The organism is Candidatus Binatia bacterium, assembly GCA_036563615.1.
Lineage (GTDB): Bacteria > Desulfobacterota > Binatia > UBA12015 > UBA12015 > DATCMB01.
This window is the reverse complement of the sequence record DATCMB010000016.1, coordinates 72801-96211: the sequence shown is the minus strand read 5'-3', so window position 1 is coordinate 96211 and position 23411 is coordinate 72801. Positions and strand designations below refer to the sequence as shown.

The window sequence follows — 23411 nt, the reverse complement described above, 5'->3', positions numbered from 1 at the left end:
CTCGATGTCGTCCGCGCTCGCGTCCATCGCCCGCAGCCGTCTGCTCGCGTACGCGATCATCGCGCTCGCGTCGCTGCGGCTCTATGCCGTGACCGACGGCTACGCGCTGCTCGGCATGGACACCTATCCCGTGATCGCGTCGGGCCTGCTGCGTGGTCCGGAGGATCTGGTCACGATCTTCACCTCGCCCGCCGTGCCGGGGCGCGTGCCGTACGCGTTCCGCGGCTTCTACCGGCCGTTCGTCACGCTGTCGCTCGGCATCGACTACGCGCTCTTCGGGCTCGAGCCGCGCGGCTACTTCGCGACCCAGGCGGTGCTGTTCGGCGCATCCGCGCTGGCGCTCTACGAGCTCGCGCGTCGCCTGCTCGGTGCCGCGACCTTCGCGCCGCTGCTCGCGCTCGCGACCTTCCTGCTCGCGCCGAGCCACGTCGAGACGCTCGCCGTGGTCGCGCGCCGCTCGGAGCCGCTGTGCGCGATCTTCGGCGCGCTCGCGCTGTGGGTCGAGACGCGGCGGATTGTGCGCGGGAAGCGCCTGTCGTGGCTCGCCGGCGCGTGGACGCTGCTCGCCGTCATCGCGAAGACGACCGGCATCGCGTTGCTGCCGGCGGTGTTCGTGCTGACGCTGGTCTCGCTGTCGCGCGCGACGCTGCTCGCGCGGCTGCGCGCCGCGATCGTCGCGACCGTGCCGCACGTGGTCGCCGTGGCGGTCGCGTTCGCGGTGCAGATCGCGATCCTCGGCGAGGTCGGCGGGCACATCACGTCGCGCGCGAGCGGTGGGATCGACCGCCTGCCGTGGGCGCTCGAGCGGCTCGCGCACTTCCTGATCCTGCCGCAGCCGGCGCTGCGCGCCTCGGCGATCACCTGGCTGCTGCTCTTCGCGATCGCGCTCGGCGTCGTCGCGACGGCCGTGCTGATCTTGCGGCGCGGGCGCGACGAGGTCGCGCGCGTCGCCGGGCCGTCGTTCCCGACGCTCGCGATGGCGGCCGTGTGGCTGCTCGGGCTCGCGTCGCTCTACGGCGCGGTCGGGCTGCTGCAGGGCTGGTACGTCTTCGTGCCCGCGATGGCGTACGCGCTGCTCGTCGGCGCGGTCGCGGCGGCGCTCGTTCGGGCGATGCGGAGCGCGACGCCGACGCTGCGCACGGCCGGCGCGGCGACGCTGGTCGCGCTCTGCGCCTGGACGCTATGGCAAGGGCGCTACTCGATGCTCGTCAGCCGCTACACCGCGGTCGAGCGGGCGAGCGCGCTCACCGCGCAGTACGTCGCCGACCTCGCGCAGCGCGTCGCCGCCGCACCCGACGGCGCCGTCGTCGTCGTGCCGCCGCCGCTGCAGAAGCTGCCGCCGCGGGAGGGCGAGCTGGTGCTCGACGGGCCGCTGCTGCTCGCCGAGTACGCCTTCTCGTCGTGGGCCGAGTGCGCGTTCCCGGAGCGCCGCGTCGTCGTGCACGACCGGCGCAAGGGCGAGCCCGTCGCCACGCCGGACGCGGTGACGATCGTCTTTCGCCCGTGAGCGCGGAGCGCGCGGTGTCGCGGATGCGCCGTTGCGGGCGGCGTGCCACCGTGCGATGTCGTTGCGGAAGCTTCACGCATGCGGTGGATCGGGAGATCGACGAAGGCCGAGCCGGAGAGCGCGGCCACGACGCGTGTCGCACGGCCGAGCGCTGACGGCGCGGCACCGCTCGACGCGGCGAAGATCCGCGACGAGCTGCGCGCCTGCATCCTCGAGATCTCGGACGGCAAGCTGCGCGAGGACGAGATCGACCCGCAGGCGCCGCTCTTCGACTTCGGCTACGTCGACTCGCTGAGCTCGGTGCGTCTGCTCGAGACGATCCGCGCGACGTGGGGCGTCGAGGTCGCGGAGGTCGACCTGGTCGGGCGGCTCGGCACGATCGAAGCGCTCGCGCGCCACATCGCAGCGACGGCTGCGTCCGGGCCGCGATGAGCGCCTGGCACGACTACCGCTCGCTGGTGACCATGCCGCTCATGGCTCCCGGCGAGAAGCTGTCGGAGGTCGAGTTCCTCAAGTTCCTCGGCGCCTGCCAGTGGGAGTCGATCTCGCGGCTGCTCGGCGTGCCGCTGCAGAACATCGTCAGCGAGCACAACGAGCGCCTCTACGCCTCGGTGATCAACATCGACCTCGACTTCGGCGAGGCGCACAGCCAGGAGCGCTTCGGCGAGGGCGCGCCGCTGTTCGTGCGCAACCGCATCCGCGCCTACGCGCACCGCTTCGTCGAGGGGCTGTTCGTGTTCGACGACCGCGAGGTCGACGAGGCGTCGCTCGCACCGCTCGACACGCTCGCGGATCTGCGCGCTCTCGACCGGCCGTACGCCTACTTCACCAACGCGTTCATCGTGCGCAGCGGCGGCAACGCGGGCCTCAAGGTGTTCAAGCCGCGCGGCATCGACGGCGTCGAGGACGTCCTGCGCGAGGAGCCGGCCGGCATCCGCGAGCACGCGCGCGTGCAGGCGACCGGCGACATCCCGCGCTTCGCGCGCGAGCTCGACGCGGTTCCGCTCGCGCCGCGCAGCGAGGAGCCGATCACGTACCGCATCGTCCCGGAGAGCGATCTGAACGGTGCAGGGCTGCTCTACTTCGCGCGCTACGTCGCGATGATGAACTACGCGGAGCGCGTCTTCGCCGAGGAGCGGCTGCCGGTGCCGCTGTCGAACGCGCTGGTCGAGGCGCTCTCGACCGACCGGCGCCGCGTCTACTACTTCGCCAACGCATCGGGCAAGGACGCGGTCGAGGTGCACCTGCATGCGTCGCTGGTGCCGCCGAGCGCGTTTCCGGCGCGCAGCGGCGCGACGCCGTACCGCACGCCGCTCAAGCTCGTCTTCCGCCACGACCTCTACCGCGCGTCCGACAAGACGCTGATGGCGAGCTGCCTCGTGCAGAAGTCGCTCAACGTCCCGGCGAGCGCGAAGGCGGTGCTGAACGAGGCGGAGCGCTTCCTGCGCCGCGTCGGTCAGAACTGAGCGTAGATGAAGCGGTGCTCGGTTCCCCAGAACCGGGCGAAGACCGCGACCAGCAGCGCCGCCGCGAGCAGCGAGAACGGCACGAAGCCGATGCGGGCCGGCGCGAGCAGGTCGCGGCGCCGGCTCTGCCAGGCTTCGATCGCGAAGATCGGGATGCTGGTCGCGAGCGCGGCGAGCCAGGCCGCGGTGTCGAACGGCCGCCAGTGCCAGCGGTCGCAGGACGCGAGCAGCTCGGCCGCGACCTCGAGCGACGGCGCGCGGAAGACGAAGAAGGTCGGCGCGACGAAGAGCATCGTCAAGAGCCACCCCATCGCGGCCGAGATCCGCACGCGCGGAAAGTGGATGTGGAAGCTCCGATGCACGGCGAGCGCGACGCCGTGCGCGGCTCCCCAGACGAGGTACGTCCAGCCGACGCCGTGCCACACGCCGGCGATCGCCATCGTCAAGATCAAGGAAAACGCGGCACGGAGCTCGCCGTGGCTGCCGCCGCCGAGCGGCAGGTAGAGGTAGTCGCGCAGCCAGTTGCCGAGCGTGATGTGCCAGCGCCGCCAGAACTCCTGGATCGAGGTCGACCAGTACGGGCGGTCGAAGTTCCACGCGAGCTCGACGCCGAACAGACGCGCGGTACCCTTGGCGATCAGGCTGTAGCCGTTGAAGTCGAAGTAGACCTGCAGCACGAAGCCGACGGCCGCGAACAGCACGACCCAGCCGGTGGTGTGCGCCGACGGCTGGAAGGCGATGTCGACGTAGCCCGCGAGCGTGTCGGCGGCGACGGCCTTCGAGAAGTAGCCGAAGAGCAAGAGCCAGATCGCCTCGCCGACCTTGTCGCGCGTCAGCGTCCGCGGACGCTGGAACTGGCGCAGCACGAGCGGCGCGCGCGCGATCGGTCCCGCGACGAGCTGCGGGAAGAAGAACATGAAGGCCGCGAAGGTCACCGGATCGCGCTCGGGCTCGATCACGCGCCGGTGGACGTCGACGACGTAGGCGATGCTCTGGAAGCAGTAGAACGAGAGCCCGAGCGGCAGCAGCACCTCGACGACGGGCCAGCCCGGCGCGAGCCCGAGCGCGGAGAGCGTCGCGCGCGCAGCGCTCTGGAAGAAGTCGAAGTACTTGAAGACCGCGAGCCCGAGCGCGAGCACGGAGACGACGAGCGCGAGCGCGCGCCGGCGCGCGGGCGACTCCTCGGGCAGCGCGCCGACCCAGCGTCCCCCGACGTACGCGACCACGGCGTAGGCGACGAGCAGCAGGCAGAGCGCCGGCGAGAACCAGCCGTAGAAGACGAGCCCGCTCAGCGCGACGATCGCGTTCTGCACGCGGAACGACGCGGCCGCGAGGTGGTAGGCGACGAGCGCGATCGGAAAGAAGAGGAGAAACGTCGGGTGCTGGAACGTCATCGGCCCGCGGGATCGTGCCGGACGCGGTGCGGGCGCACAAACGCGCGCTCGCGCCGCCGTGCGGGGGAGTGCGCTGAGGAGCCCGGCCGCCGGTGCGCGCGGCGCACGGCCGGCGCGTCGACGACTGCCGCACGTGCTCTCGCGCACGTCGCCGCACGCCGACATCTGCGCGTTGCCGGCCCACGGCGTGGACGCCATAGTGCGCGCGTGGACCTCGCTGCGGGAGCCGTCGCGCTGGCGAACCTGGTGCGCTGGACGCTCGCGCGCACCTGGCTCGCGCTGCTGCTCGCCGGCGGCGTGATCGCCGCGTTCGCGGCGTACGAGCGCGCGCATCCGCTGCCCGAGCACGGCTCCGGGCTCGCGATCATCGACGAGCAGATGCGACGCAGTCGCGCGCTGCCCGACGCCGACGTCCTGGTGATCGGCGACTCGTCGAGCCTCTACGGCGTCGATCCGGTCGCGATCGCGGACGCGCTGCCCGGCGTCCGGGTCGAGAGCCTCGCCGCGATCGGTCCGGTGCGGCCGCCGGGCTACGTCAAGCTGCTCGCGAACGCGGTCGAGCGCGGCGCGTCCCCGCGTCTCGTGCTCCTTCTGCTGAACCCGTTCGGGCTCGCCGACAGGGTCGACGAGCACGAGCGCCGCGAGATGTACGCCGTGCTCGCCGAGCGCTGGCCGCAGCCGTCGCTGCGCGAGGGCGCGGTGCGGGCGCTCAACTTCCACCTGTTGGGCGGCGTGCTCGACGAGCCGCTCGAGGGCGAGCACGGACGCTTTTACGGCAATGCGCGCGAGCTGCGCCGCGCGCTGCGTGCGGGGCACGGGTCGCTGGTCAACCCGGCGTCGCGCGAGCACGCTCCGGCCTCCACCTCCGCGCCGCCGCAGCAGGCTCGGAACGCACAGCCCGTGCAGAAGGCGTCGCAAGCGCAGCCCGGCGTCCGCTTCGAGATGCACGAGCACGGCGTGCGCGACCTCGAGCAGGTCGCCGCTCAGCTCGACGCGCTCGACCGCGACCGCATCCTGGTCGGTCTCATGCCGGCGCCCGCCGCGGCCGTCGGACCGGCGACCGAGGAGAGCCGCGTGCGCATGCTGCGCCAGGTGCTCGAGCTGCTGCGTCTTTCTCCGGAGCAGGCGATCGAGCTGCCGGCCGCGCTGCCGACCGAGGAGTTCGTCGACCCGACGCACACCAGCGCCGCGGGACGCGCGCGGCTGAGCGCGATCCTCGCGGACATCCTGCGGAGCAGGCTCGCTCGCGAAAGCTGAGGGACGCCTCGCAAGCGGAGCGCGTCAACCAGCAGATGACCTCGGCGCAGGCGCGACCTCGACCAGGAGCCGCGCGGGCTGGTTCGCGGGGCTCGTGAAGCGCGCTCCGTCGACCTGCGCGAGGCCGATCTCGAGCTCGTACGCGCCGGGCGTCTCCGGTATCGGGACGGTGAGCGTTTGCTCGATCGCGTCGCCCGGCGGGACGTCGCGCCGCAGCGCGACCGACGTTTGCTTGACGTCGTCCGCGCTCCCGTCGGTCTTCGACCACGTCGCGACGAGCAGGACGCGGTACTTCTCCGGCAACGGTCCGGGCGGCACGTGGCCGATCGCGGGGTGCTCCGGCCGAACCGCGGCCGGCCACGCCGCTTTCCCATCGTTCCATGCCGTCACCCGGACGCGAAAGTGCTTTCGTGCAGCGGCGCCGTCCGAGAGCGGTTGCGCGACGACGCTCCCCACGGCGGCGTTCTCTGCGATCGGCGCGAGCTTCGTGCCGAGCAGCGTCTCGTCCGGCGCCGTGCCGTTTTGGACGTGCTCCAGCCACTCGGGATGCGTCGGCGCGGCGTCGAGGCGGAAGATGCGCCACTCGTTCAAGGCGTAGTCCGCGCCCACGGACGGCGAGCCGAGCAAGCCCTCCACCAGCCGGTCGTACCGCCCCTTCTTGATCCATTCGCTCCGCGGTCGGAGGGCGATCCAGCGAAGGTGGGTCAGGTCGATGAGGTCCCGCAGCGCGGCTTCGTCCGGAAGCTGGTGGATCAGGTTCAGGAGCAAGTGCCGATGGTCGGGCTGGTAGCCGGTGTAGCCGGTGACCAGCGGTAGCCAGTGCCGCGTGCTGCCGATCATGGCGTCGGGCTCGAGCCGCATGCCCTTCTGGAGCTCGGGATGAAAGCCCTCCAGGGGCAGCTCGAGCACGGGGCCTGGGCCATGGCGCCGCGCGAGCTCCGCGAGCTCGTCGTACGGCCGATCCGGACGCGCGAGCGCCGCGACGGGATGGAGCCGGACGGCCGGTAGGCTCGTTGCGGCCGTGGCGACGACGAAGCATCCCGCGATCGCGGCGACGAGAACGCCGAGGCTCGGCCTCGTCCGTCGCAGCGCGCAGTCGAGGGCGGCCGCGAGCAGGAGCGCGACGCAGAAGCCGGTGACGATCGTGAAGCGCACCGGGTTGCGAAAGAGGACGAACGGGGTGCCGGCCAGCAGCTCCGCGATCGGCTGCGGAAGTCCCATCGCGAGAAGCACGGAAAGGCCGGCAAGCGGCAGCGCGATCGGGACGATGCGTCGGGCGAACGGGCTTCCCGCCCACCACGCCACGAGCGCGGCCAGCACGATCGTGACGGTCGGAAGCACGCCGAAGGTCTGCGTCACCATCATGGCGGCGATGGTGAGGCGTCCGCGCACCTCCGCTCGCGTCAGGGAATAGGTCGGCAGGTGGAACTGGCTTGCCGCCCTCGCGAGGTAGGGCTGCATCACGAGGAGCAGCGCCGCGATGGCGATTCCGGCCGCAGCCGCGCCCAGCACGAGGTACCGCAGCCGGTGTGGCGCGGGGCGAAGCAGCTCGTAGAGCGCCCACAGAGCCGCAAACACGCCGAGGATGGCCGCCATGTACGCCGAGGTGAAGATGCCGCCGGCGAACGCGAGGCAGAGCCACGCCGCTCGGCCCACGGTCGGCTGGTCACGCAGGCGACGGAGCAGGAGCGCGACCAGCGGGATCCAGAAGACGGAAAACTGCAGGACGTGCACGTTGAAGGGGACCGCGAGCGGTCCGAGCGCCGCGGCCAATCCCGCGAGCCAGGCGGCGACGGGATGCGCCCCCAGGGCGCGCACGAGGCGCTCCGTGCACAGGGCGGCGAGCACGTACGTCAGGAATGCGGCGAGATTCGTCGCCGCGACGGGATTCTCGGTGACGGCGCGCAAGGGCGCGAACGCGAGCTGCACTGCGAGCAGATGCTCGGTGCTCGCGAGCTGCTGCCGCGCGGGATGGCCGATGTTGGCCTCGAAGAGGCTCGCGGGATCCGTCGTCAGGGCGTGCTCGACCCAGCTCAGGATCCAGACGATGAGCTGCACGTCGTCCCGGTTCGCGCCGATCGGCAGCGCGTGCGCGACCGATCCCCAGAAGCCCCAGAGCACGAGCGCGAGGAAGGCGACGTAGCTCGCGCCGACCAGGACGGACGATGCCAGCTCGCTCGATCCTGCGAGGCGACGGCTCACGACGCGGTGAGGGCTGCCGCGATGCACTCGGCCCACATGGAGTGGAGTCGAGCATTGGCGTGCCCGTCGCCGGGAACCTGAAGATCCGGCGTCAGCCGACGCGCACAGTCGATGGTCTCGATCTCGTGCTGCGCGAGAAAGTTTTCGTAGTGCGCGACCTGCTCCGGCGATCCGCTGAGCAGGACGACGCCGAACGAGCTCCCGTGACGCTGCACCAGGCTCATCATTTCGAGAAGTATTCTGTGCATGACGTCCCGCGCCTGCGCGAGCCGTCCACCGCGCGACCAGTACATCCACCACTCGCGCAGCAAGCTGACGATGGCGAGATGCTCCTTCAGCGGCCAGTCCGGCCAGGCTTCGGGGGGATGCTCGATCAGGCGACCCTCTTCGTCGACGGTCGCGAAAGGCATCGCGACGAGCCCGTGCCGCGAGTGCTGCTCGAGCGCCGACGTGAACACCGGGTGCGCGACGTTCCGGATTTCGTGCGACGGAAAGTAGCCATAGAGGATGCGCGCCGGCGGCGGATGCGAGGCGAGGTACCGCCTCATGCGGAGCAAGGATTGGTACGTCCCGTACCCTTGGACGCCCCAGTTCTGGATCGTCCACGACGGCAGGCGCTCTTGCAGCCGCGCGGCGTAGGTCTCCTCGTCGGAAACCGCCCAGCCGAAGGTGAACGAGTCGCCGAACAGCGCGAGGGTGGGAAGCTCGTCGCGCGGCGCTCGGCCTACGGAGCGCGTGCGCTCGGGCCCGATCGTGATCGTGGTCGGCGCGCCGCGCGGCGAGAACGGCGGGATCTCGTAGCGTCCGGGCTTTGGATGCCAGCCGAGGACGGGATCCGCCGCATGCGTCGGCGGGATGCCGGTTGCGAGCCCGACGTACTTCCAGGGCTTGCCGCCGTAGGCGCGGACCGCGACCTCTGCGGCGGCCAGCGCGAGAATGCCGGCAAGGAGGACGCGCACGACGAGGGAAAGCCAGCGGCCTCCCGCTCTGGCTGCGCCGATGCTCGTCGGCGGAACGGATGCCGTTCGTTCCCTCACGCACCCCTCCGCGCCCGGGGGCTCGCGGCGTGGGCCGAGCCCGCGGTCGCACCCGCGTGCTCCGTGCACGCGTTCTTCGCTCCACCGGCGTTACCGATGCGCCGCGGAAGCGGTGCGTCCGAGCCGCACCGATGCGGCCGACGGACGCGACGAGAGAAAGCTCTTCTTCGCTACCGCCGTCGCGCGAACATCGCGAACTCGCCGATCGGCATGAAAAACGGCCGCCTCGCACCCGGGAGCCGTCCGAGCGTCGCGAGCGCGACGCGCGCGCCGAGCGGGCTGTAGGTGCGCAGCCGCTGGCAGAGGTAGCGCAGCGTCACGATCTTGCCCGACAGCTCCGTCGAGAGAACGGTGAAGCCGGTGTCCTCGAGCAGACGCGCGAGGTTGCGGCGGTCGAAGTAGAACAGGTGCTCGAGCGGCTTGTAGTGGAACCAGTGCCGCCCCATCACGCGGCGGAGCAGGCCGCCCTCGTCGCAGGTGTTGATCGTCAGGAGCCCGCCCGGCGCGATCACGCGGTGCAGCTCGAGCAGCGTGCGCCGCGGGTCGGGCAGGTGCTCGATCGTGTCGTCCATCACCACGACGTCGAAGTGCTCGGCCGGAAGCCGGACGTTCTCGAGCAGACCGTGGTGAACGGTCAGGCCGCGCTCGCGGCAGTGTGCGACGGCGAACTCCGAGACGTCGACGCCCTCGACCTGCCAGCCGCGCGCGCGCGCGACGTCGAGCAGCACGCCGGTCGCGCAGCCGACGTCGAGCAGGCGGCCGCGCTTCGGGTGGAGCCGCTCGATGCCCGCGACCCGCTGCTCGAAGAGCGGCAGCAAGAGCTCTCGCTGCTCGCCGAGGTAGTCGCCGTAGCCGAAGTCGCACTCGTTGTCGTTCCGGTAGTAGGTGACGTCGCGGTAGATGCGCGCGACCTCGCTCCACGACGGTCGCGGATCGACGTAGGCCAGGCCGCAGGGCCGGCAGCGGACGATCGTGAGGCCGTGCTTCTCGAACAGCCGGACCGGCTGATCCGCCCCGCAGACCGCGCAGACGACGTGCTCGGAGGAGTCCTCCGGAGCGGATTCCACCGCGGGGATCGGAAGCGCAGCCATTGCGTGGTTGTAGAGCAGCGGTTCGAAGCGACGCAAGCCGTGTCGTACGCGAACATGCCACCTGGACTTCCGCTGGACGCGCGCGCTATGCCTCCCATTTCGAGGTTCTCGAGGAGCGCATGGGCCGCCGGAACGACACGAGTCGGTCGATCCACCGATTCCTGACCGGCGACGAGCTGCGGGTCTTGCAGCAGGCGCCGCGTCGGCTGTTCCTCCACGTGGCGCCGATCTACCTGGCGATCGTCGTGGTGTTCGCCGGGCTGTACGCGCTCGAGAGGAGCGACGCCGCGTGGCTGCGCTGGATCGCGTACGCCGTCGCCTTCCTGGTCGTCGGCTGGTGCCAGTTCGCGATCGTCCAGGCGCTGCACGAGGCGTCGCACCAGGTGCTCGGACGCCGCACCTGGGCGAGCACCCTCACCGCGTGGCTGATGACCTATCCGCTCGCGCTCACCATCCAGTTCCGCGGTCAGCACCTCGAGCACCACCGCCACTTCGGCGACCCGGAGAAGGATCCCGACTTCTATGGCTACGGCTACTTCCCGGACTCGAAGCTGGCGCTGCTCGGCCACCTCGTGCGCAACGCGAGCGGGATCCCGGCGATCGTGAGCTTTCTCCGCAAGTCTAGCGACGAGTCGGCGCTGCGCGCGGAAGGGACGAGCGCGCTCGCCGAGCTCGCGAAGCTCGTCGTCGCGCAGGCGCTGATGTTCGCGCTCTTCACGCTCACGCTCGGGCCCTGGCACTACGTCTTCCTGTGGGCGCTGCCGCTGCTCACGGTGGTGAAGCTGTGCACGGCGATCCGTCTGCTGTGCGAGCACGGCTCACCCGACAAGCCGTACGTCTGGCGCTCGTTCAGCGGCACGTTCGTGCAGCGCAACCTGCTCGGCGCCTTCGGCCTCAACTACCACGCCGAGCACCACCTCTACCCGACCATCCCGTACGAGAACCTCGCGGAGGCCTTCGCGCTCCGCATCGACCGGCAGGGCGCGCCCGGTGCGCCGCCCGACGACGGCTTCCTCGAGGTCTACCACGGCGGGCACCTCGGCCTCTTGCGCGACTGGTTCCGCGAGCTGCCGACGTTCTCGCTCGCCGCTTCCGCGACCCGCGCTTCCTCGTGACCACGACCACCGAATACCGCTGTCGGCTGTGCGGCGGCGCCGAGCCGTCCGTCGAGACCAGGGGCATCCGCGACTGGGAGTACGGCGCCCCGGGCGAATATTCCTACCTGCGCTGCGTGCGCTGCGGGCAGGTGCAGCTCGACCCGTTCCCGACGCTCGACCAGCTCCGCGAGGCGTACCCCAGCACCTACATCGGCCACGTCGAGTCCGCGGGCTCGCGCGGCTTGCTCTACAAGCTGCTCTACGAGGTCAAGGAATATTTTCACGGCCGACAGCTGAAGCCGCTGATCACGCCGGGCGGACGCGCGCTCGACATCGGCTGCGGCAACGGCGAGTTCCTGCTGCGCCTGCGCCGGCTCGGCGCGGGCGAGCTCGACGGCATCGACTTCAGCCCGCGCGCCGTCGAGCTCGCGTCGTCGCGCGGCGTGAACGCGTTCCTCGGCGTGTTCGGCGACTTCGAGGCGCCGCCCGCGAGCTACGACGTCATCGTGATGTACAACTACCTCGAGCACACGCTGCGCCCGGACGAGGAGGCGGCGAAGGCGCGGCGTCTGCTCAAGCCCGGCGGCCACCTGATCGGCGAGCTGCCGAACTTCGGCTCGCTCGACCGGCGTCTGTTCGGCCGCTTCTGGGGCGGCAACCACGTGCCGCGCCACACCTTCCAGTTCGACGAGCGCACGCTCACGCGGACGCTGCGCGACGCGGGCTTCAGCGACGTCAAGATCCGCCACGAGCTCAACCCGACGCTGCTCGCGCTGTCGATCCAGAACTGGCTGCAGCGCAACGCGCCCGACCTCGCGAACAACCCGAAGGTGCCGAACGGACGCGCGCCCTACATCTCGCCGCTGATGCTGCTCCTGCTGCCGGTGAACGCGCTGTTCGTGCTCGCGCGGCGCGCCGGCGTGCTGCGCTTCGCGGCGCGCGCGTGAGCGAGGTTCCGTCATCGAGCCGCGACGCTCGTCGGAGCACGTGAGCGCGGCCGCGCCGCACGGTCGCCGCGTGGCGCACGCGGCAGCAGAGGCGTCGCCCCATCCGACGTCGTGGCGCGGACGCCTGCTCGAGGGCGTGGTCGTGGTCGCGGCCTACGCCGTCCTCGCCGTCGTGCTGACCTACCCGCTGTTCGCGGACCTCGGCGGCAGCGTGCTCGATCCGGTGCGTCCCTGGCACAGCGGCTGGCTGCAGGGAATCGACCAGGAGCCGCTCACGCGCGCCATGCTGCGCGACATCCACCTCTTCGTCTGGGTGTACGCCTGGAACTGGCACGCGCTCATCACCGACCCGACGTCGTGGTTCGACGCCAACGCCTTTCACCCGGCGCGCGACGCGCTCGCGTTCTCCGAGCACGCGCTCGGCAAGCTGCCCATCACCGGACCGCTGCAGGCGCTCACCGACAACGCGGTGCTCGCGTACCAGGCGGATCTGCTCGCGAGCTTCGCGCTCTCGGGCGCGGCGCTCTACGCGCTCGTGCGCGCGCTCGGCGCGGCGCGCGGCGCCGCGTTCCTCGCCGGTCTCGTGTACGCGTTCGCGCCGGCGCGGATCGACTCGCTCTACCACACCTACCTTCTCGCCGGGCAGTACTTCCCGCTCGCGCTGCTGTTCCTCGACCGCGGGCTGTTCTCCGGACGCGCGCGCGACGCGGCGGCGTTCGCCGTCTTCCTGCTGCTGCAGATGCTGTCGTCGTACTACGTCGCCTACCAGGCGGTGTTCGCGCTCCTCGCCTACGGCGTCGCGATCGTGTGGACGACGCGCGCCCGCCTGCCGTGGCGCGGCGTGACGAGGGTGGGCATCGCCGCAGGGGCGGTCGCGGTCGTGTTCGGGCTCGTCAGCCTGCCGTACCTGCGCGTGCGCTCGGGCGGCGCGATCCTGTCGTACGGCCCGCTCGTCGACGCGCTGGTGCCGATGTCGAACCTGCCGTGGCGGAGCTACCTCGTCTCGCCCTACCTCGTGCACGCGGGCGTCGGACCGGTGCCGACGCGCGGCGGCTTCGCCTACCTCGGCGTCTTCGCGCTCGCGCTCGCGGTGATCGGCGCGCTGCCCGCGTCCGGCGAGAGCGCGCCGCGGCGGCGGCTGCGCGTCGCGGCGCTGCTGATCGCGCTGGTGTCGTGGGTGATGGCGCTCGGACCGTACATGCCGATGAGCTTCGGCCGCGTGCCGCTGCCGTATCTCCTCGCGATGAAGGTCGTGCCGGGCTTCGACTCGATGCGGGTGCCGAGCCGCTTCGCGCTCATGATGATGCTCGGCTTCGCGGTGCTGGTCGGGCTCGGCGCCGACCGTGCGCTGCGCGCGCTCGCGCGCCGCGGCGTGCGACCGGTCGGGGTGGCGCTCGCGACCGCCGCCGTCGCCGCGGCGATCGTGCTCGACTACGGCTACGGCGTCGTCGAGCGATTCTCCACGCGGAAGCTGCTCGCGGGTCCGAACGCGCCGCCGGTCTACGCCGAGCTCGCGCGCCTGCCGCGCGGACCGCTCCTCGAGCTGCCGCTCTCGCGCCTCGATGGGCTGCGCGCGAGCTACTACATGGTGCAGAGCACCAAGCACTGGATGCCGCTCCTCGAGGGCAGCAGCGGCTACATCCCGCCGAGCCAGCAGCTCATCGTCGACGTCGCGCGCCGGCTGCCCGACCCCGAGGCGCTGCGTCTCCTCGGGCGGATGACCGGTCTGCGCTACGTCGTCGTCCACCTCGCGGAGCTGCCGCCCGCGCAGCAGGCGGCGTGGCGCGCGCCGCACGGGCTCCGGCTCCTCGGACGCTACGGTGACGATCTGCTGTTCGAGGTCGAGGATCCGCCGGACGCGGACCTCGAGCCGCAGCTCGTCCGCTGCGCGCACGAGCGCGCGGCGTGCGCGCCGCTGCGCGAGCTCGTGACCTCGTGATGAACGCCTCGACCGCGCGACGGCCGTCGGCGCGACGGGGCGCCTCGCGCGCCGCGAAGCTCGCGGCGCTCGGCGTCTCGCTCCTGATCTCGCTCTACCTCGTCGAGCTCGCGCTGCGCGTGTTCTTCGTCGTGCCGTGGCAGGTCACCTCGCGCCAACCGCTCGGGCTCGGCGTCGCGGAGTCCGAGCTGCGCCTCGCGCAGGCCGAGTACGACGTGCGCCTGCGCTACAACAGCTCGGGCTTCCGGGACGAGGAGTTTCCCGAGACGAAGGAGCCCGGCGAGCTGCGCGTGCTGGTCCTCGGCGACAGCTTCGCGGAAGGGGTCGGCGTCGAGCAGGACGATCGCTTCGCCGACCTGCTCGAGCGCGACCTCGCGCGCGATCGCGAAACACCGGTCACGGTGATCGCCGCCGGACAGATGGCGACCGGCCCCGCGTCCTACCTACGCAACCTCTACGAGTTCGGCGTCGCGCTGCGCCCGGACGTCGTCGTGATCACGATCTACGTCGGTAACGACTTCGGCGCCGGCGGGACGTCGCCCGCGCGCGACGCGAAGGTCGTCGAGACGCTCCCGCCCGATTCGCTCGCGGCGCGCGGCTCGTGGCGCAGCGTCGTGCAGCTCGAGTACGTGCGGGCGTTGCTCAGGCAGCTCGTCTCGGGCGAGACGCTGCTGCACCGGCGACCGACGCGCAGCTCGCCGTGGGAGATCGGGCACGGCCACCCGCTGAGCCGCGAGTTCTTCGTCGAGCTCGCGAAGCGGAGCGGCATCGGCGAGGCGGAGCTCGAGCGCGCCGTCGCGCAGATGGATCCCGAGCTGGTCGCCGACTTCTACGCCGGGCGGCTGAACCCGTCGTTCCTCCTCTCCGCGGTCGTGCAGAAGCTCGCGGCGAAGTCGGGAGCCGCGCGCGGCGGCAAGTCGAAGTCGGCGATTGCGCAGCTCGTCCGCCAGGTCGTCGATCAGATGGTACAGGCGCAGGAGCTGCTCGCTCGGCGCGGGATCGAGCTCCTCGTCGTCGTCGTGCCCGACGTGCGCGAGGTGCAGCGACGCGACCATGACCGCTTCCTCGCGCGTCTCGCGATGCGGCCCTCACCGGAGATGCGGCGCTCGGCGGCCGTCCGTCAGCGCTTCGTGCGTGCGTTGCGGGAAAAGGGCATCGCCTTCGTCGACCTGACGCGAGCGCTGCGCGCGGCGGGCGCGCCGACGTTCCACGTCATGGACGGACACTTCAACGAGCTCGGCCATCGCATCGCCGCGGACGAGATCGGCCGCCGGCTTGCAGCGGCCGGCGCGAATTGATTCGAGCAGCACGCACGGAGCGTCCCCATGGCGAACTTCGCTCCCATGCGCGACCGCCTGCTGTACGTGCTGCGGGCGAACCTCGAGCTGTTCGGCATCGGCGGCCGCTTCCTCGACTACGGCTCGGGGCCGGGCGACGTCGCGCGCTTCCTGCTGACCGACTGCGGCCTCACCTCGGGCTGGGCGTACGATCCGGCGCTCGAGGACGCGGAGCTCGGCACGCACGCGGTCGGCGGCGGCGTGCTGGTCGGCACGCGGAGCCTCGCCGACGTCGACGACGAGGTCGACCTCGGCATCCTGTTCGACGTCGTCGAGCACGTCCCGGACGCCGCCGCGACGCTGCGCGAGCTGCGCAGCAAGGTCCGCGACGGCGGCTGGCTCGCGATGACGGTGCCCTACAACGCGCACGAGTGGGGCGCGGACGACGACTTCTACGGCCACCTGCGCCGGCTCAGCCGGCGCGGCGCGATCACGCTGCTCGAGCAGAACGGCTGGAACGTGATCCGCGTGCTCGACCCGACGTTCCCGACGATGTGGCTGATCCGCCGCGCATACTTGACGATGCGCCGCTTCGGCGGCGGCGCGTTCGGCCTCAAGCCCGAGCACGAGGCCGGCGCGACCGACCTCGAGCGCTCGTTCCGCTCGCCGCGCCACAAGCCGTGGAACCCGACGGCCGAGCTGCCGGTGCAGCTCGTGACCAACCTCGTGCCGTGGAACGTCGTGCGCGGGCTCGACCTCTACTTCGAGTCGCTGTTCTGGGGCTTCGAGCTCTTCATCCTCGCGCAGAAGCGCAGCGACGAGGCGCTCTGCGAGGTCTGCCGGCACGGGCGCTACTCGTTCCACCGCTTCTTCGACCACTACTCGCTGCAGAAGTGCGCGTACTGCGGCTCGGAGAAGATCCTGCCGGAGATCGCGACCTACGTTCCGCGCAGCGAGCAGAAGCGCCTCGGTCCGACGCTGCGCGGGATCCTCGCGCGCGTGCGCGAGCGTCGCGCGCGGCGCATCGCGAAGCTCGACGTGCCCGAGCGCAGCCTGCTCGACGTCGGCGCGGGCGGCGCGGAGCTCGCGGCGGCGCTCGCCGGGCTCGGCTGGAGCGTGCGCGGCAGCTCGGCGAGCGAGCAGGACGCGAACGTCGCGCGCGCGGCGGGCATCGAGGTCGTGGTCGCGGAGGCCTCGAGCCTGCCGGAGGATCGGTCGTACGGCGTCGTGTCGCTCTTCCACGTCGTCGAGCACACGGCGGATCTCAGCCGCACGCTCGAGAAGCTCGACCGCCTGGTGAAGCCCGGCGGCTACCTCGTCCTCGAGTACCCGAACGGACGCTCGCTGCTGAAGGCGCTGCTCGGCTGGCGCTGGTTCGGCTACGACCCGCCGTTCCACCGCCTGCAGGTCAATCCCACCGTGCTCGCCGACCGGCTCGGCCTCGAGAACTACCGGCTGATCGACGAGCAGCACTTCTCGCTCGAGTACTCGTTCTTCGTCTTCGCGCAGTCGATCGTGAACGCGCTGATGCCGTTCCAGCGCGACGCGCTCTACCGCTGGCTGTGCGGGCGCAGCTCCGGCGCGTTCGAGCGCGTGTGCGCGGCGGTGAGCGTGCCGCTGTTCGTGCTGCTGCTGCCGCTGTTTTTGCTTTACCAGCCGATCGCCGCGCTGCTGCACCGCGGCTGCGTCGTGCGTCAAGTCTTCAAGAAGACCGACATTGCGGCGGACGAGGCGCGGCGCGCCGCGGAGGCCGCGCGCAGCGCCGCCGACGACGCGCGCGGCGCCGAGCCGCTCACCGCCGAGGCACGTACACGGTGAAGCCGATCTCGCCCTGCGTGAGGTCGGCCGCGAACAGCGGATCGAGCGCGGTGTAGAAGCCGTCCTGCAGGTAGCCCGAGCGCCAGCTCGCCGCCGGGACCCAGCCGCCGCGCCCCGACTCGAGCTCGTCGAGCGCGCGCATCGCGTCGGGCTTGTCGGCGTCGCGACGGATGCGGATCGCGAGCCACTCGGGCATGACGAACGCGTCGAGGCGCTCGTCGAACCACTCCTCGGGCTCCATCGGCCACGGCTGCAATCCGGCCCAGATCAGCGGCTGGCGGAGGTTGAAGTACGGGTACATGCCCTTCGGGAAGCCGACGCGTACGGGCTTGCTCGGATCGCGCCCGAGCTCGCTGCGGATCCAGCGCGCGACCGCGTGCTGCTGGTCGTACGAGAAGCGCGACACCTGCGAGAAGGTCAGCGCCGTCGAGTACGCGACGATCAGGACCGCGAGCGCGACGCGCGGCACCCGCCACGGCAGCGCGGTGAGCGCGCGCGCGGCGAGCACGGTGAAGATCGGGAACAGCGGCAGGTAGTAGCGCCACGCCTCGAGCACGAACGACGTGCCGATCGAGAAGAAGTACGCGGCGGCGGTGACGAGCAGGATGCGATCGACCACCGTCCAGCGGCGCAGCGCGTACGCGAGCCCGCCGAGCGTCGCGAGGTAGAGCGGCCAGCCGAGGCTGAACGTGAACCCGGCGACGAGCTGGTAGACGTACGGCCGTCCCCACCAGCCGAGGCTCGGCAGCAGGTGGACGTTCCAGAAGAAGAGGTGCTCCGGCCGGCTCGTGCCGCGCAGGAACGCCATCGCGCGCAGCATCAGGTCGGTCTGCAGGACGCACGGCGGGCAGGCGATCGCGACCGCGACGACGAAGCCGCCGAGCGCCGCGGGCACCGTCGCGAGCAGCGGCCTCACCGAGCGCTCGCGCCAGGCGATCTCGAGCAGCGCCCAGAAGCACGAGCCGAGCACGACGAGACCCGTGTACTTGGCGGAGAACGCGAGCCCGGATGCCGCGCCTGCGGCGAGCGCGAGCGCGATCCGGACGCGACCCTGCGCGCGCGCGAGCTCGCACACCGCGATCAGCGCGAGCGTGACGCACAGCTCGAGCAGCGGATCCGGCGACGCGTAGTGCGTCTGCATCGCCTCCATCGGCACGACCGCCATGAACGCCGCGGCGAGGAGTCCGACCTGCGGCGAGAACGCGCGCCAGCCGAGCACGAAGACCGCGAGCACGTTCAGCGTCGACGCGGTCGCCGCGACGAGGCGCGCCATGTAGAGCGCCGAGAACACGTCCGCCTGCGGCGCCGCCATCAAGCCGAGCCCGTGCGCGACCGCGACCGCGAGGCCGGAGAGGAAGCCGTAGAACGCCGGGTAGATCATCGCGCCCGGCTGGTCGGCGCGCAGGAACGACTCCGGACGCAGCGGCACGAACGCGTTCAGGTACGACGGCCACATCTGCAGCTCGTCGGTGAACGCCATGCCGAGCGTGAGCCCCCAGCGCAGACGCCAGTAGCGCGCCGCGATCGCGAGGACGGCGATCGCGAGACCGACGAGCACGAGCCCGACGCGACGTCGCCCGCTGCTCATCGTCCCTCCGCGTCGGTCGCCGACGTGCGCACGTCTCGCTCCGCCGAGGTCGGCGTCGACGTGCGCGGCTTGCGCGCGACGACGTTCACCGTCGCCCCACGCCGCGTCGCGATCGCGACCGCGGTCGCGACCAGCGCAAGCGGCGTGAACAGCACCGCCAGCAGCACGGCGAGCGCGATCTCCCACGACGGCGCCCGGTGCGGCTTGCCGGTGAGCCAGGAGAAGAACTGGTTCTGCGTCGGCAGCAGGACGTTGAGCAGGCTCTGCAGCCAGCCGAAGAGGTCGTACTCGATCTCGTGGCTGTCGATGCGCTCGACGACGAGCCCGCGGCTCTCGAAGAGGTGCACGAGCGCGCGCCGCGTGAAGTGGAAGAGGTGGCGCGGCACGTCGAGGTGAAACCACGCGCGCCCGAAGACCTTCGCCTGCAGCCCGCCGAAGTCCGGCGTGATGATCGCGAGCGTGCCGCCGTCGGCGAGCGCGGCGATCAGGCGGTCGAACTCCGCGACCGGATCGACGAAGTGCTCGAAGCTGTGCCACGAGGTGATCGCGTCGAACGGACCGAGCTCGCGCGCTTCCGCGATCGAGCGCCGCACGGCGAGCCCGTGCGCCTCGGCGTCGGGCACGTCGTCGCGCACCTCGGTGCCCGCCGCCTGCCAGCCGCGCTCTGCGGCGAACGCCATGAAGTCGCCCTCGCCGCAGCCGACGTCGAGCAGGCGTCCGGGGCGTGGCGTGTGCCGCGACAGCAGGCGGAAGCGTCGCCAGCAGCGGTAGCGCGCGGTCACGCCGTGGCGGCGTCCGTAGTACATCGGCCCGTAGTACCGGCCGAGGTCGGCGGGCACCGGACGCGTCACACCGAGCCCGCAGCCCGTGCAGCGCAGGATCGCGAAGGTCTCGCCGGTGACCGCGTCGGGCGCATGGCTCTCCCACGGCGCGAGCGCCGCCGCGCAGATCGGGCAGCGCTCACCCTGCACGGCCGGCTTCCGTGGTGGCCGAGCGGTGCGCCGTCGGACGCAGACGCTCGTCGATCAGCGGACGGATGGTGCGCGCCAGCGCCGCGGCGACGATCCGGTTCGCCTCGGGCCGCAGGTGGACCCAGTTGATCAGCAGGTCGCGCCGCCCGTCGAGCTCGACGATGACGTCGACCAGCGGGACGTCGCTCGCGCGCGCCCACGCGCGCATCGCGTCCATCAGGCGCGCGTGCACGAGCATCGCGCGCGGCGGGTGCAGCGTCGCGATCATCCGCATGCCGGTGTCGTCGACCGCCTGGGTGCGCAGCTCGAACGTCTTCTCGGTCACCGGCAGCGCGTCCGGCCCGATCTCGCCGCGGCGCAGCTTGTCGCGCACGACCTCGAGCTCCTGCTGGTAGGTCACGCCGCGCAGCTCCTCGAGTGGGATCAGCGTCGAGCGGAACTGCTGGGTCGCGACCACGAGGTCGATGCCGTGCTCGCGGCACAGCGCGCGCAGCCGCTCGAGGTTCGCGACGAACGCGCGGCTGCGTCGCTCGGCTTGCTCGTCGCTCCACCACCAGCGCGCGTCGGTCGCGTCGGTGGCCGGGAACAGGCGGTCGAGGAACGCGACCAGCAGCGACTCGTGGACGAGCGCCTCGCGCCAGCGGTCCGCGACGTGGCCCTCGCGCGGCTCGATGGTCGCCGCGTCGTTCGCGCCCTCGTAGAAGGTGACGACGTCGGGATCGAGCTGCAGCCCCTCGGCGCGGAACATCGCGAGCACGTTGTCGGTGGTCGCGTGCGGGATCGCGAAGTTGATCACCTCGATCGTCGCCGCGTCGCCGACGGCTGCCTGCAGGTCCTGCTCGAGGTAGTACGGGTACGTCTCGTCGTCGCGGTTGTGGTAGCCGAAGGTCGAGGACGCGCCGAGCGTCAAGATACGAATCGTCCCGGGCGGCTTCTCGATCGTGAAGTCCTCGCCGCGAAAGCCGTGGTTGTTGATGCGCACCGGCACGGCGCCGGTGCCGTCCGGACGCTGCGTCCACTTGCGCTCGTGCGGGAAGTACTTGCTGTAGCCGGTCACGCCCTTGGTGTAGGGGCGGTCGTCGCCGACCACGTTGGCGTGGCGCTGCACGGAGCGCGCGAGTGGGTCGCCCGAGGGCGTGGGCTCGGGCGGCGTCTCGACCCAGTTGCGGTGCCAGCGGGTGCCGTAGAACAGCAGGCTCGGTCCGATCTCGGTCGCGAACCAGACGCGCACCGCGACCTCGGCCGCGACGACGCTCAGCGCGAGGACGGCGAGCAGCTTGACGGCCGTCTTGACGGCGCGCGTCTTGGGGGAGTTCACCGGCACGTGCGCGAGCAGGATGGGCGGGGCCAGGAGGTCTTCACCGCGGCGTCGGCTTCCGGCGTGCGCCGAGCTCGCCGCACCAAAGCGGGGGGCGCCCGGACGTGAAGCGGCGCTCGCCCGGCTCGGACGCGGCCGCGCGTCCGCCGCGCGGCTTCCGACCCGACGACGCCTCGTCCGACGACGCCCGCATGCTCACGGGCGGAGACAATACGCAGCGCCCACCGTCCGGGGCAACCGGACCGGCGCCGAGAGCGAGAGGCCGGAGCGCTGCGCACGTGCGGCGCCCGCAGGCTGCATCGACGCCACGCGAGCGAGCCGCGGAGCTCAGTCGAGGTAGCCGAGCGCGCGCAGCGAGCGCTCGACCTCGTCCGAGATCGCCGGGCGACGCTCGTCGCCCGCGGTCGCCGCGAGGCGGGCGCGCAGCTGCTCGCTCTCCGCGGCGTGCGCGGCGAGCAGATCGAGCTCCTCCTTGCGCGCCGGCTCGCGCCGCAGCAGCGGCCTGGTCTCGAGCGGGTCGGCCTCGAGGTCGAACAGCTCGTGGCCGTGGTCGGCGTGGAGGAACTTCCAGCGCCCGTGGCGCACGCCGCGGGCGCCCGCGGTGTGCCAGGAGAAGAACAGCGGGCGCTCGCCGGGCAGCTTCCCGCCGGCGAACGCCGGCGCGAGGCTCAGGCCCTGCGCGTCGGGCAGCGGCTCGGCGCCGACCAGCTCGAGGATCGTCGGCGCGACGTCGACCAGGCTCACCGGCGCCTCGACCTCGACGCCGCGCGGGATCTCCGGTCCGCGGAAGACGAGCGGGATCGCCATCTGCTCCTGGTGTCCCGCGAAGCCGTGCTCGAGGGCGCCGTGCTCGCCGAACGCCTCGCCGTGGTCGGAGAGCAGGACGACGATCGTGCGCTCGGCGAGGCCGAGCGCGTCGAGCTCGCGCAGCAGCGTGCCGACCAGATCGTCCGCCTCGCGCACCGTGCGGTCGTAGGCGTCGGCGGCCGCGCGCTGCGCCGCCGGCACGCGCGCGTCGAGCTTCTCCCAGTCCGCGGGATCGGTGAACAGCTCCGCGTACGCCGCGCTCGCGACGTACGGCACGTGCGTCTTGTAGGTGTGCAGGAAGAGGAAGAAGCGCTGCTCGCGGTTGTCGCGCAGGAACGCGACGCCGTCGGCGAAGGTCCGCGCGCCGCGCTCGTGCTCGCTGTAGGTGCGCTCGAAGAACAGGTCGAAGCCGAACCAGAAGCCGAACGCGCCCGCGACCAGCGCGTCCTCGGTGAAGGCGGCGGTGAGGAAGCCCGCGTCGGCGAGACGCTCGGTGAGGAGCGGCAGCGGCGAGCTCGCCGGCAAGCGCCCGCGCTCGGGCTGCGCGTCGGGATAGAGGCTCGTGAACAGGCTCAGGTGCGAGATGTCGGTCTGCGGGAAGGTCGACATCGCGTTGCGGAACGACGTGCCCCGCGCGATCAGCTCGGCGTCGATGATCGGCGTCGTCTCGCGCGGGTAGCCGTGTCCCGAGAGCCGGTCGGCGCGCAGCGTGTCGAGCGAGATCAGGACGACGTTGTAGGCGTCGCGTGCCGCCTTCGGCGCGAGCGCTGCGGTGATCCGCGGCTGCGCCCAGACCGCGCGGCGGACGTCGCGCGCGTCGCTCGCTTCCGTCCGTAGCTCGAGGCGGCACGGCGTCGGCGTGGCGAGCGGGAAGGCGGCGTCGCGCCAGCGTCCGGCGGCGTCGGGCGCGACGGTGTCGTCGAGCAGCGGCTTCGGCTCGGCGTTCTCGCAGAGGAGCGTCGCGACGAAGCGCAGCGGCGCGGTGGCGGCGCCGGGCGTTCCGACTTCCGCCACGCCGTAGCCGAGCTCGAGCGTGGCGCCGGATGGCGCCTGGAACGCGCCGCTCGTGATCGCGTCGGGCTGCGCCTCGAGCATCAGCAGGTCGACGTTCAGGCGGACGTCCTTCGTCTCCTGCGGCGTGAACTCGAGCCGCGCCGTGGCGGCCGCGGCCTCGTCGCGCACCAGGCGCCAGCTGCCGGCGAGGCGCTTCTTGAACGGCTCGCGGCCGAACGCCGCGAAGATCTCCTGCGGCACCTCGTCGCGCAGCGGCAGCTCCTGCACCTCGAGCGCGAACGCGTCGTCGGGAGCGGCGGCCGCGGCGTCCGGCAGCGTGAGCGGCCGCTCGAGCCGACCGCCCTCGAGCAGCACGCCGTACAGCGACGCGACGCTCGCGTAGCGCGGGCCGAGCACGACCGGCCGCGCCTCGTCGCCGAGCTTCACGACCTCCGCGTGCGCCGCGGACGGCTGGCCGAAGTCGCGCGCGGTGAGCCGTCGCGCGACGACGTCGACGGTGGCCGGCGGCGTCGGCGGCGCGGCGCGCTCGCAGGCGAGCAAGATCGAGGGGACGAGAGCGAGTGCGACGCGGGCCGCCCGCAGCTTTGTTCCGGCAGCCATCGAAGTGGGCAGCTTCGCGCGCGGCAGGGCGCGGCTGCGCGGCTCGCCGTAGCCGAGCGGCGCGAGCGCTTCAAGCAGCGT

At 72.0% G+C, this 23411-nt stretch carries 17 protein-coding genes; 9 read left to right on the top strand and 8 right to left on the bottom strand.

Annotated elements, in window-relative coordinates; translation table 11 throughout:
* Positions 1–4 precede the first annotated feature (4 nt).
* The 3 genes from VIS07_13215 to VIS07_13205 all read left to right on the top strand — a co-directional run bounded on the left by VIS07_13215 (position 5) and on the right by VIS07_13205 (position 2973).
* On the top strand, positions 5–1507 hold the full coding sequence (locus VIS07_13215) for a hypothetical protein (GenBank protein HEY8516464.1): 1503 nt from the start codon (positions 5–7) through the stop codon (positions 1505–1507).
* A 78-nt stretch (positions 1508–1585) separates the two neighbouring features.
* The gene (locus tag VIS07_13210) at positions 1586–1939 is read left to right on the top strand and encodes an acyl carrier protein (protein HEY8516463.1); all 354 of its coding nucleotides are present in this window, start codon (positions 1586–1588) and stop codon (positions 1937–1939) included.
* A complete protein-coding gene (locus VIS07_13205; GenBank protein HEY8516462.1) occupies positions 1936–2973 on the top strand; it encodes a hypothetical protein in 1038 nt (345 codons plus the stop codon). The genes VIS07_13210 and VIS07_13205 overlap by 4 nt, the downstream gene beginning before the upstream one ends.
* Here VIS07_13205 and VIS07_13200 read toward each other — a convergent pair.
* On the bottom strand, positions 2964–4367 hold the full coding sequence (locus VIS07_13200) for an MBOAT family O-acyltransferase (GenBank protein ID HEY8516461.1): 1404 nt from the start codon (positions 4365–4367) through the stop codon (positions 2964–2966). The two genes, VIS07_13205 and VIS07_13200, sit on opposite strands and share 10 nt — an antisense overlap.
* Before the next feature lie 207 nt (positions 4368–4574).
* Between VIS07_13200 and VIS07_13195 the strand changes: the two genes are divergently transcribed.
* The gene (locus VIS07_13195; protein HEY8516460.1) at positions 4575–5624 is read left to right on the top strand and encodes a hypothetical protein; all 1050 of its coding nucleotides are present in this window, start codon (positions 4575–4577) and stop codon (positions 5622–5624) included.
* Positions 5625–5648: 24 nt separating this feature from the next.
* On the opposite strand, the gene VIS07_13190 is transcribed toward VIS07_13195, so the two are convergent.
* From VIS07_13190 to VIS07_13180, 3 genes are all read right to left on the bottom strand, one after another.
* Positions 5649–7826, bottom strand: a complete 2178-nt coding sequence (locus VIS07_13190) for a hypothetical protein (protein ID HEY8516459.1) — start codon at positions 7824–7826, stop codon at positions 5649–5651.
* Positions 7823–8785 (bottom strand): hypothetical protein, encoded by a 963-nt coding sequence (locus VIS07_13185; protein ID HEY8516458.1) that lies wholly within the window; start codon positions 8783–8785, stop codon positions 7823–7825. Before VIS07_13185 ends, VIS07_13190 begins: the two co-directional genes overlap by 4 nt.
* A 248-nt stretch (positions 8786–9033) precedes the next feature.
* On the bottom strand, positions 9034–9954 hold the full coding sequence (locus VIS07_13180; protein ID HEY8516457.1) for a class I SAM-dependent methyltransferase: 921 nt from the start codon (positions 9952–9954) through the stop codon (positions 9034–9036).
* 119 nt (positions 9955–10073) lie between these two features.
* On the opposite strand from VIS07_13180, the gene VIS07_13175 reads away from it, so the two are divergent.
* The 5 genes from VIS07_13175 (at position 10074) to VIS07_13155 (ending at position 17032) form a co-directional block, all read left to right on the top strand.
* The gene (locus tag VIS07_13175) at positions 10074–11069 is read left to right on the top strand and encodes a fatty acid desaturase (GenBank protein ID HEY8516456.1); all 996 of its coding nucleotides are present in this window, start codon (positions 10074–10076) and stop codon (positions 11067–11069) included.
* Complete coding sequence (locus VIS07_13170; GenBank protein ID HEY8516455.1) at positions 11066–11998, top strand: class I SAM-dependent methyltransferase; 933 nt, start codon at positions 11066–11068, stop codon at positions 11996–11998. Before VIS07_13175 ends, VIS07_13170 begins: the two co-directional genes overlap by 4 nt.
* Before the next feature lie 70 nt (positions 11999–12068).
* Positions 12069–13937, top strand: coding sequence for a hypothetical protein (locus tag VIS07_13165; protein ID HEY8516454.1), 1869 nt, complete (start codon positions 12069–12071; stop codon positions 13935–13937).
* The gene (locus VIS07_13160) at positions 13937–15235 is read left to right on the top strand and encodes an SGNH/GDSL hydrolase family protein (protein ID HEY8516453.1); all 1299 of its coding nucleotides are present in this window, start codon (positions 13937–13939) and stop codon (positions 15233–15235) included. The genes VIS07_13165 and VIS07_13160 overlap by 1 nt, the downstream gene beginning before the upstream one ends.
* Before the next feature lie 27 nt (positions 15236–15262).
* Positions 15263–17032, top strand: a complete 1770-nt coding sequence (locus VIS07_13155; protein HEY8516452.1) for a methyltransferase domain-containing protein — start codon at positions 15263–15265, stop codon at positions 17030–17032.
* On the opposite strand, the gene VIS07_13150 is transcribed toward VIS07_13155, so the two are convergent.
* The 4 genes from VIS07_13150 to VIS07_13135 all read right to left on the bottom strand — a co-directional run bounded on the left by VIS07_13150 (position 17007) and on the right by VIS07_13135 (position 23330).
* Positions 17007–18620, bottom strand: a complete 1614-nt coding sequence (locus tag VIS07_13150; GenBank protein HEY8516451.1) for a phospholipid carrier-dependent glycosyltransferase — start codon at positions 18618–18620, stop codon at positions 17007–17009. The genes VIS07_13155 and VIS07_13150 overlap by 26 nt on opposite strands.
* Positions 18617–19591, bottom strand: coding sequence for a class I SAM-dependent methyltransferase (locus VIS07_13145; protein HEY8516450.1), 975 nt, complete (start codon positions 19589–19591; stop codon positions 18617–18619). Before VIS07_13145 ends, VIS07_13150 begins: the two co-directional genes overlap by 4 nt.
* Entirely contained in the window at positions 19581–20909 is a 1329-nt protein-coding gene (locus tag VIS07_13140) for a GDSL-type esterase/lipase family protein (GenBank protein ID HEY8516449.1), read from the bottom strand. Before VIS07_13140 ends, VIS07_13145 begins: the two co-directional genes overlap by 11 nt.
* A 327-nt stretch (positions 20910–21236) precedes the next feature.
* Positions 21237–23330 (bottom strand): sulfatase, encoded by a 2094-nt coding sequence (locus VIS07_13135; protein ID HEY8516448.1) that lies wholly within the window; start codon positions 23328–23330, stop codon positions 21237–21239.
* Positions 23331–23411 lie beyond the last annotated feature (81 nt).

Coding starts and splice junctions, on each gene's coding strand:
- VIS07_13215 (HEY8516464.1), top strand. CDS start 5: ATGTCGTCCGCGCTCGCGTCCATCGCCCGCAGCCGTCTGCTCGCGTAC.
- VIS07_13210 (HEY8516463.1), top strand. CDS start 1,586: ATGCGGTGGATCGGGAGATCGACGAAGGCCGAGCCGGAGAGCGCGGCC.
- VIS07_13205 (HEY8516462.1), top strand. CDS start 1,936: ATGAGCGCCTGGCACGACTACCGCTCGCTGGTGACCATGCCGCTCATG.
- VIS07_13200 (HEY8516461.1), bottom strand. CDS start 4,367: ATGACGTTCCAGCACCCGACGTTTCTCCTCTTCTTTCCGATCGCGCTC.
- VIS07_13180 (HEY8516457.1), bottom strand. CDS start 9,954: ATGGCTGCGCTTCCGATCCCCGCGGTGGAATCCGCTCCGGAGGACTCC.
- VIS07_13175 (HEY8516456.1), top strand. CDS start 10,074: ATGGGCCGCCGGAACGACACGAGTCGGTCGATCCACCGATTCCTGACC.
- VIS07_13160 (HEY8516453.1), top strand. CDS start 13,937: ATGAACGCCTCGACCGCGCGACGGCCGTCGGCGCGACGGGGCGCCTCG.
- VIS07_13155 (HEY8516452.1), top strand. CDS start 15,263: ATGGCGAACTTCGCTCCCATGCGCGACCGCCTGCTGTACGTGCTGCGG.
- VIS07_13150 (HEY8516451.1), bottom strand. CDS start 18,620: ATGAGCAGCGGGCGACGTCGCGTCGGGCTCGTGCTCGTCGGTCTCGCG.
- VIS07_13135 (HEY8516448.1), bottom strand. CDS start 23,330: ATGGCTGCCGGAACAAAGCTGCGGGCGGCCCGCGTCGCACTCGCTCTC.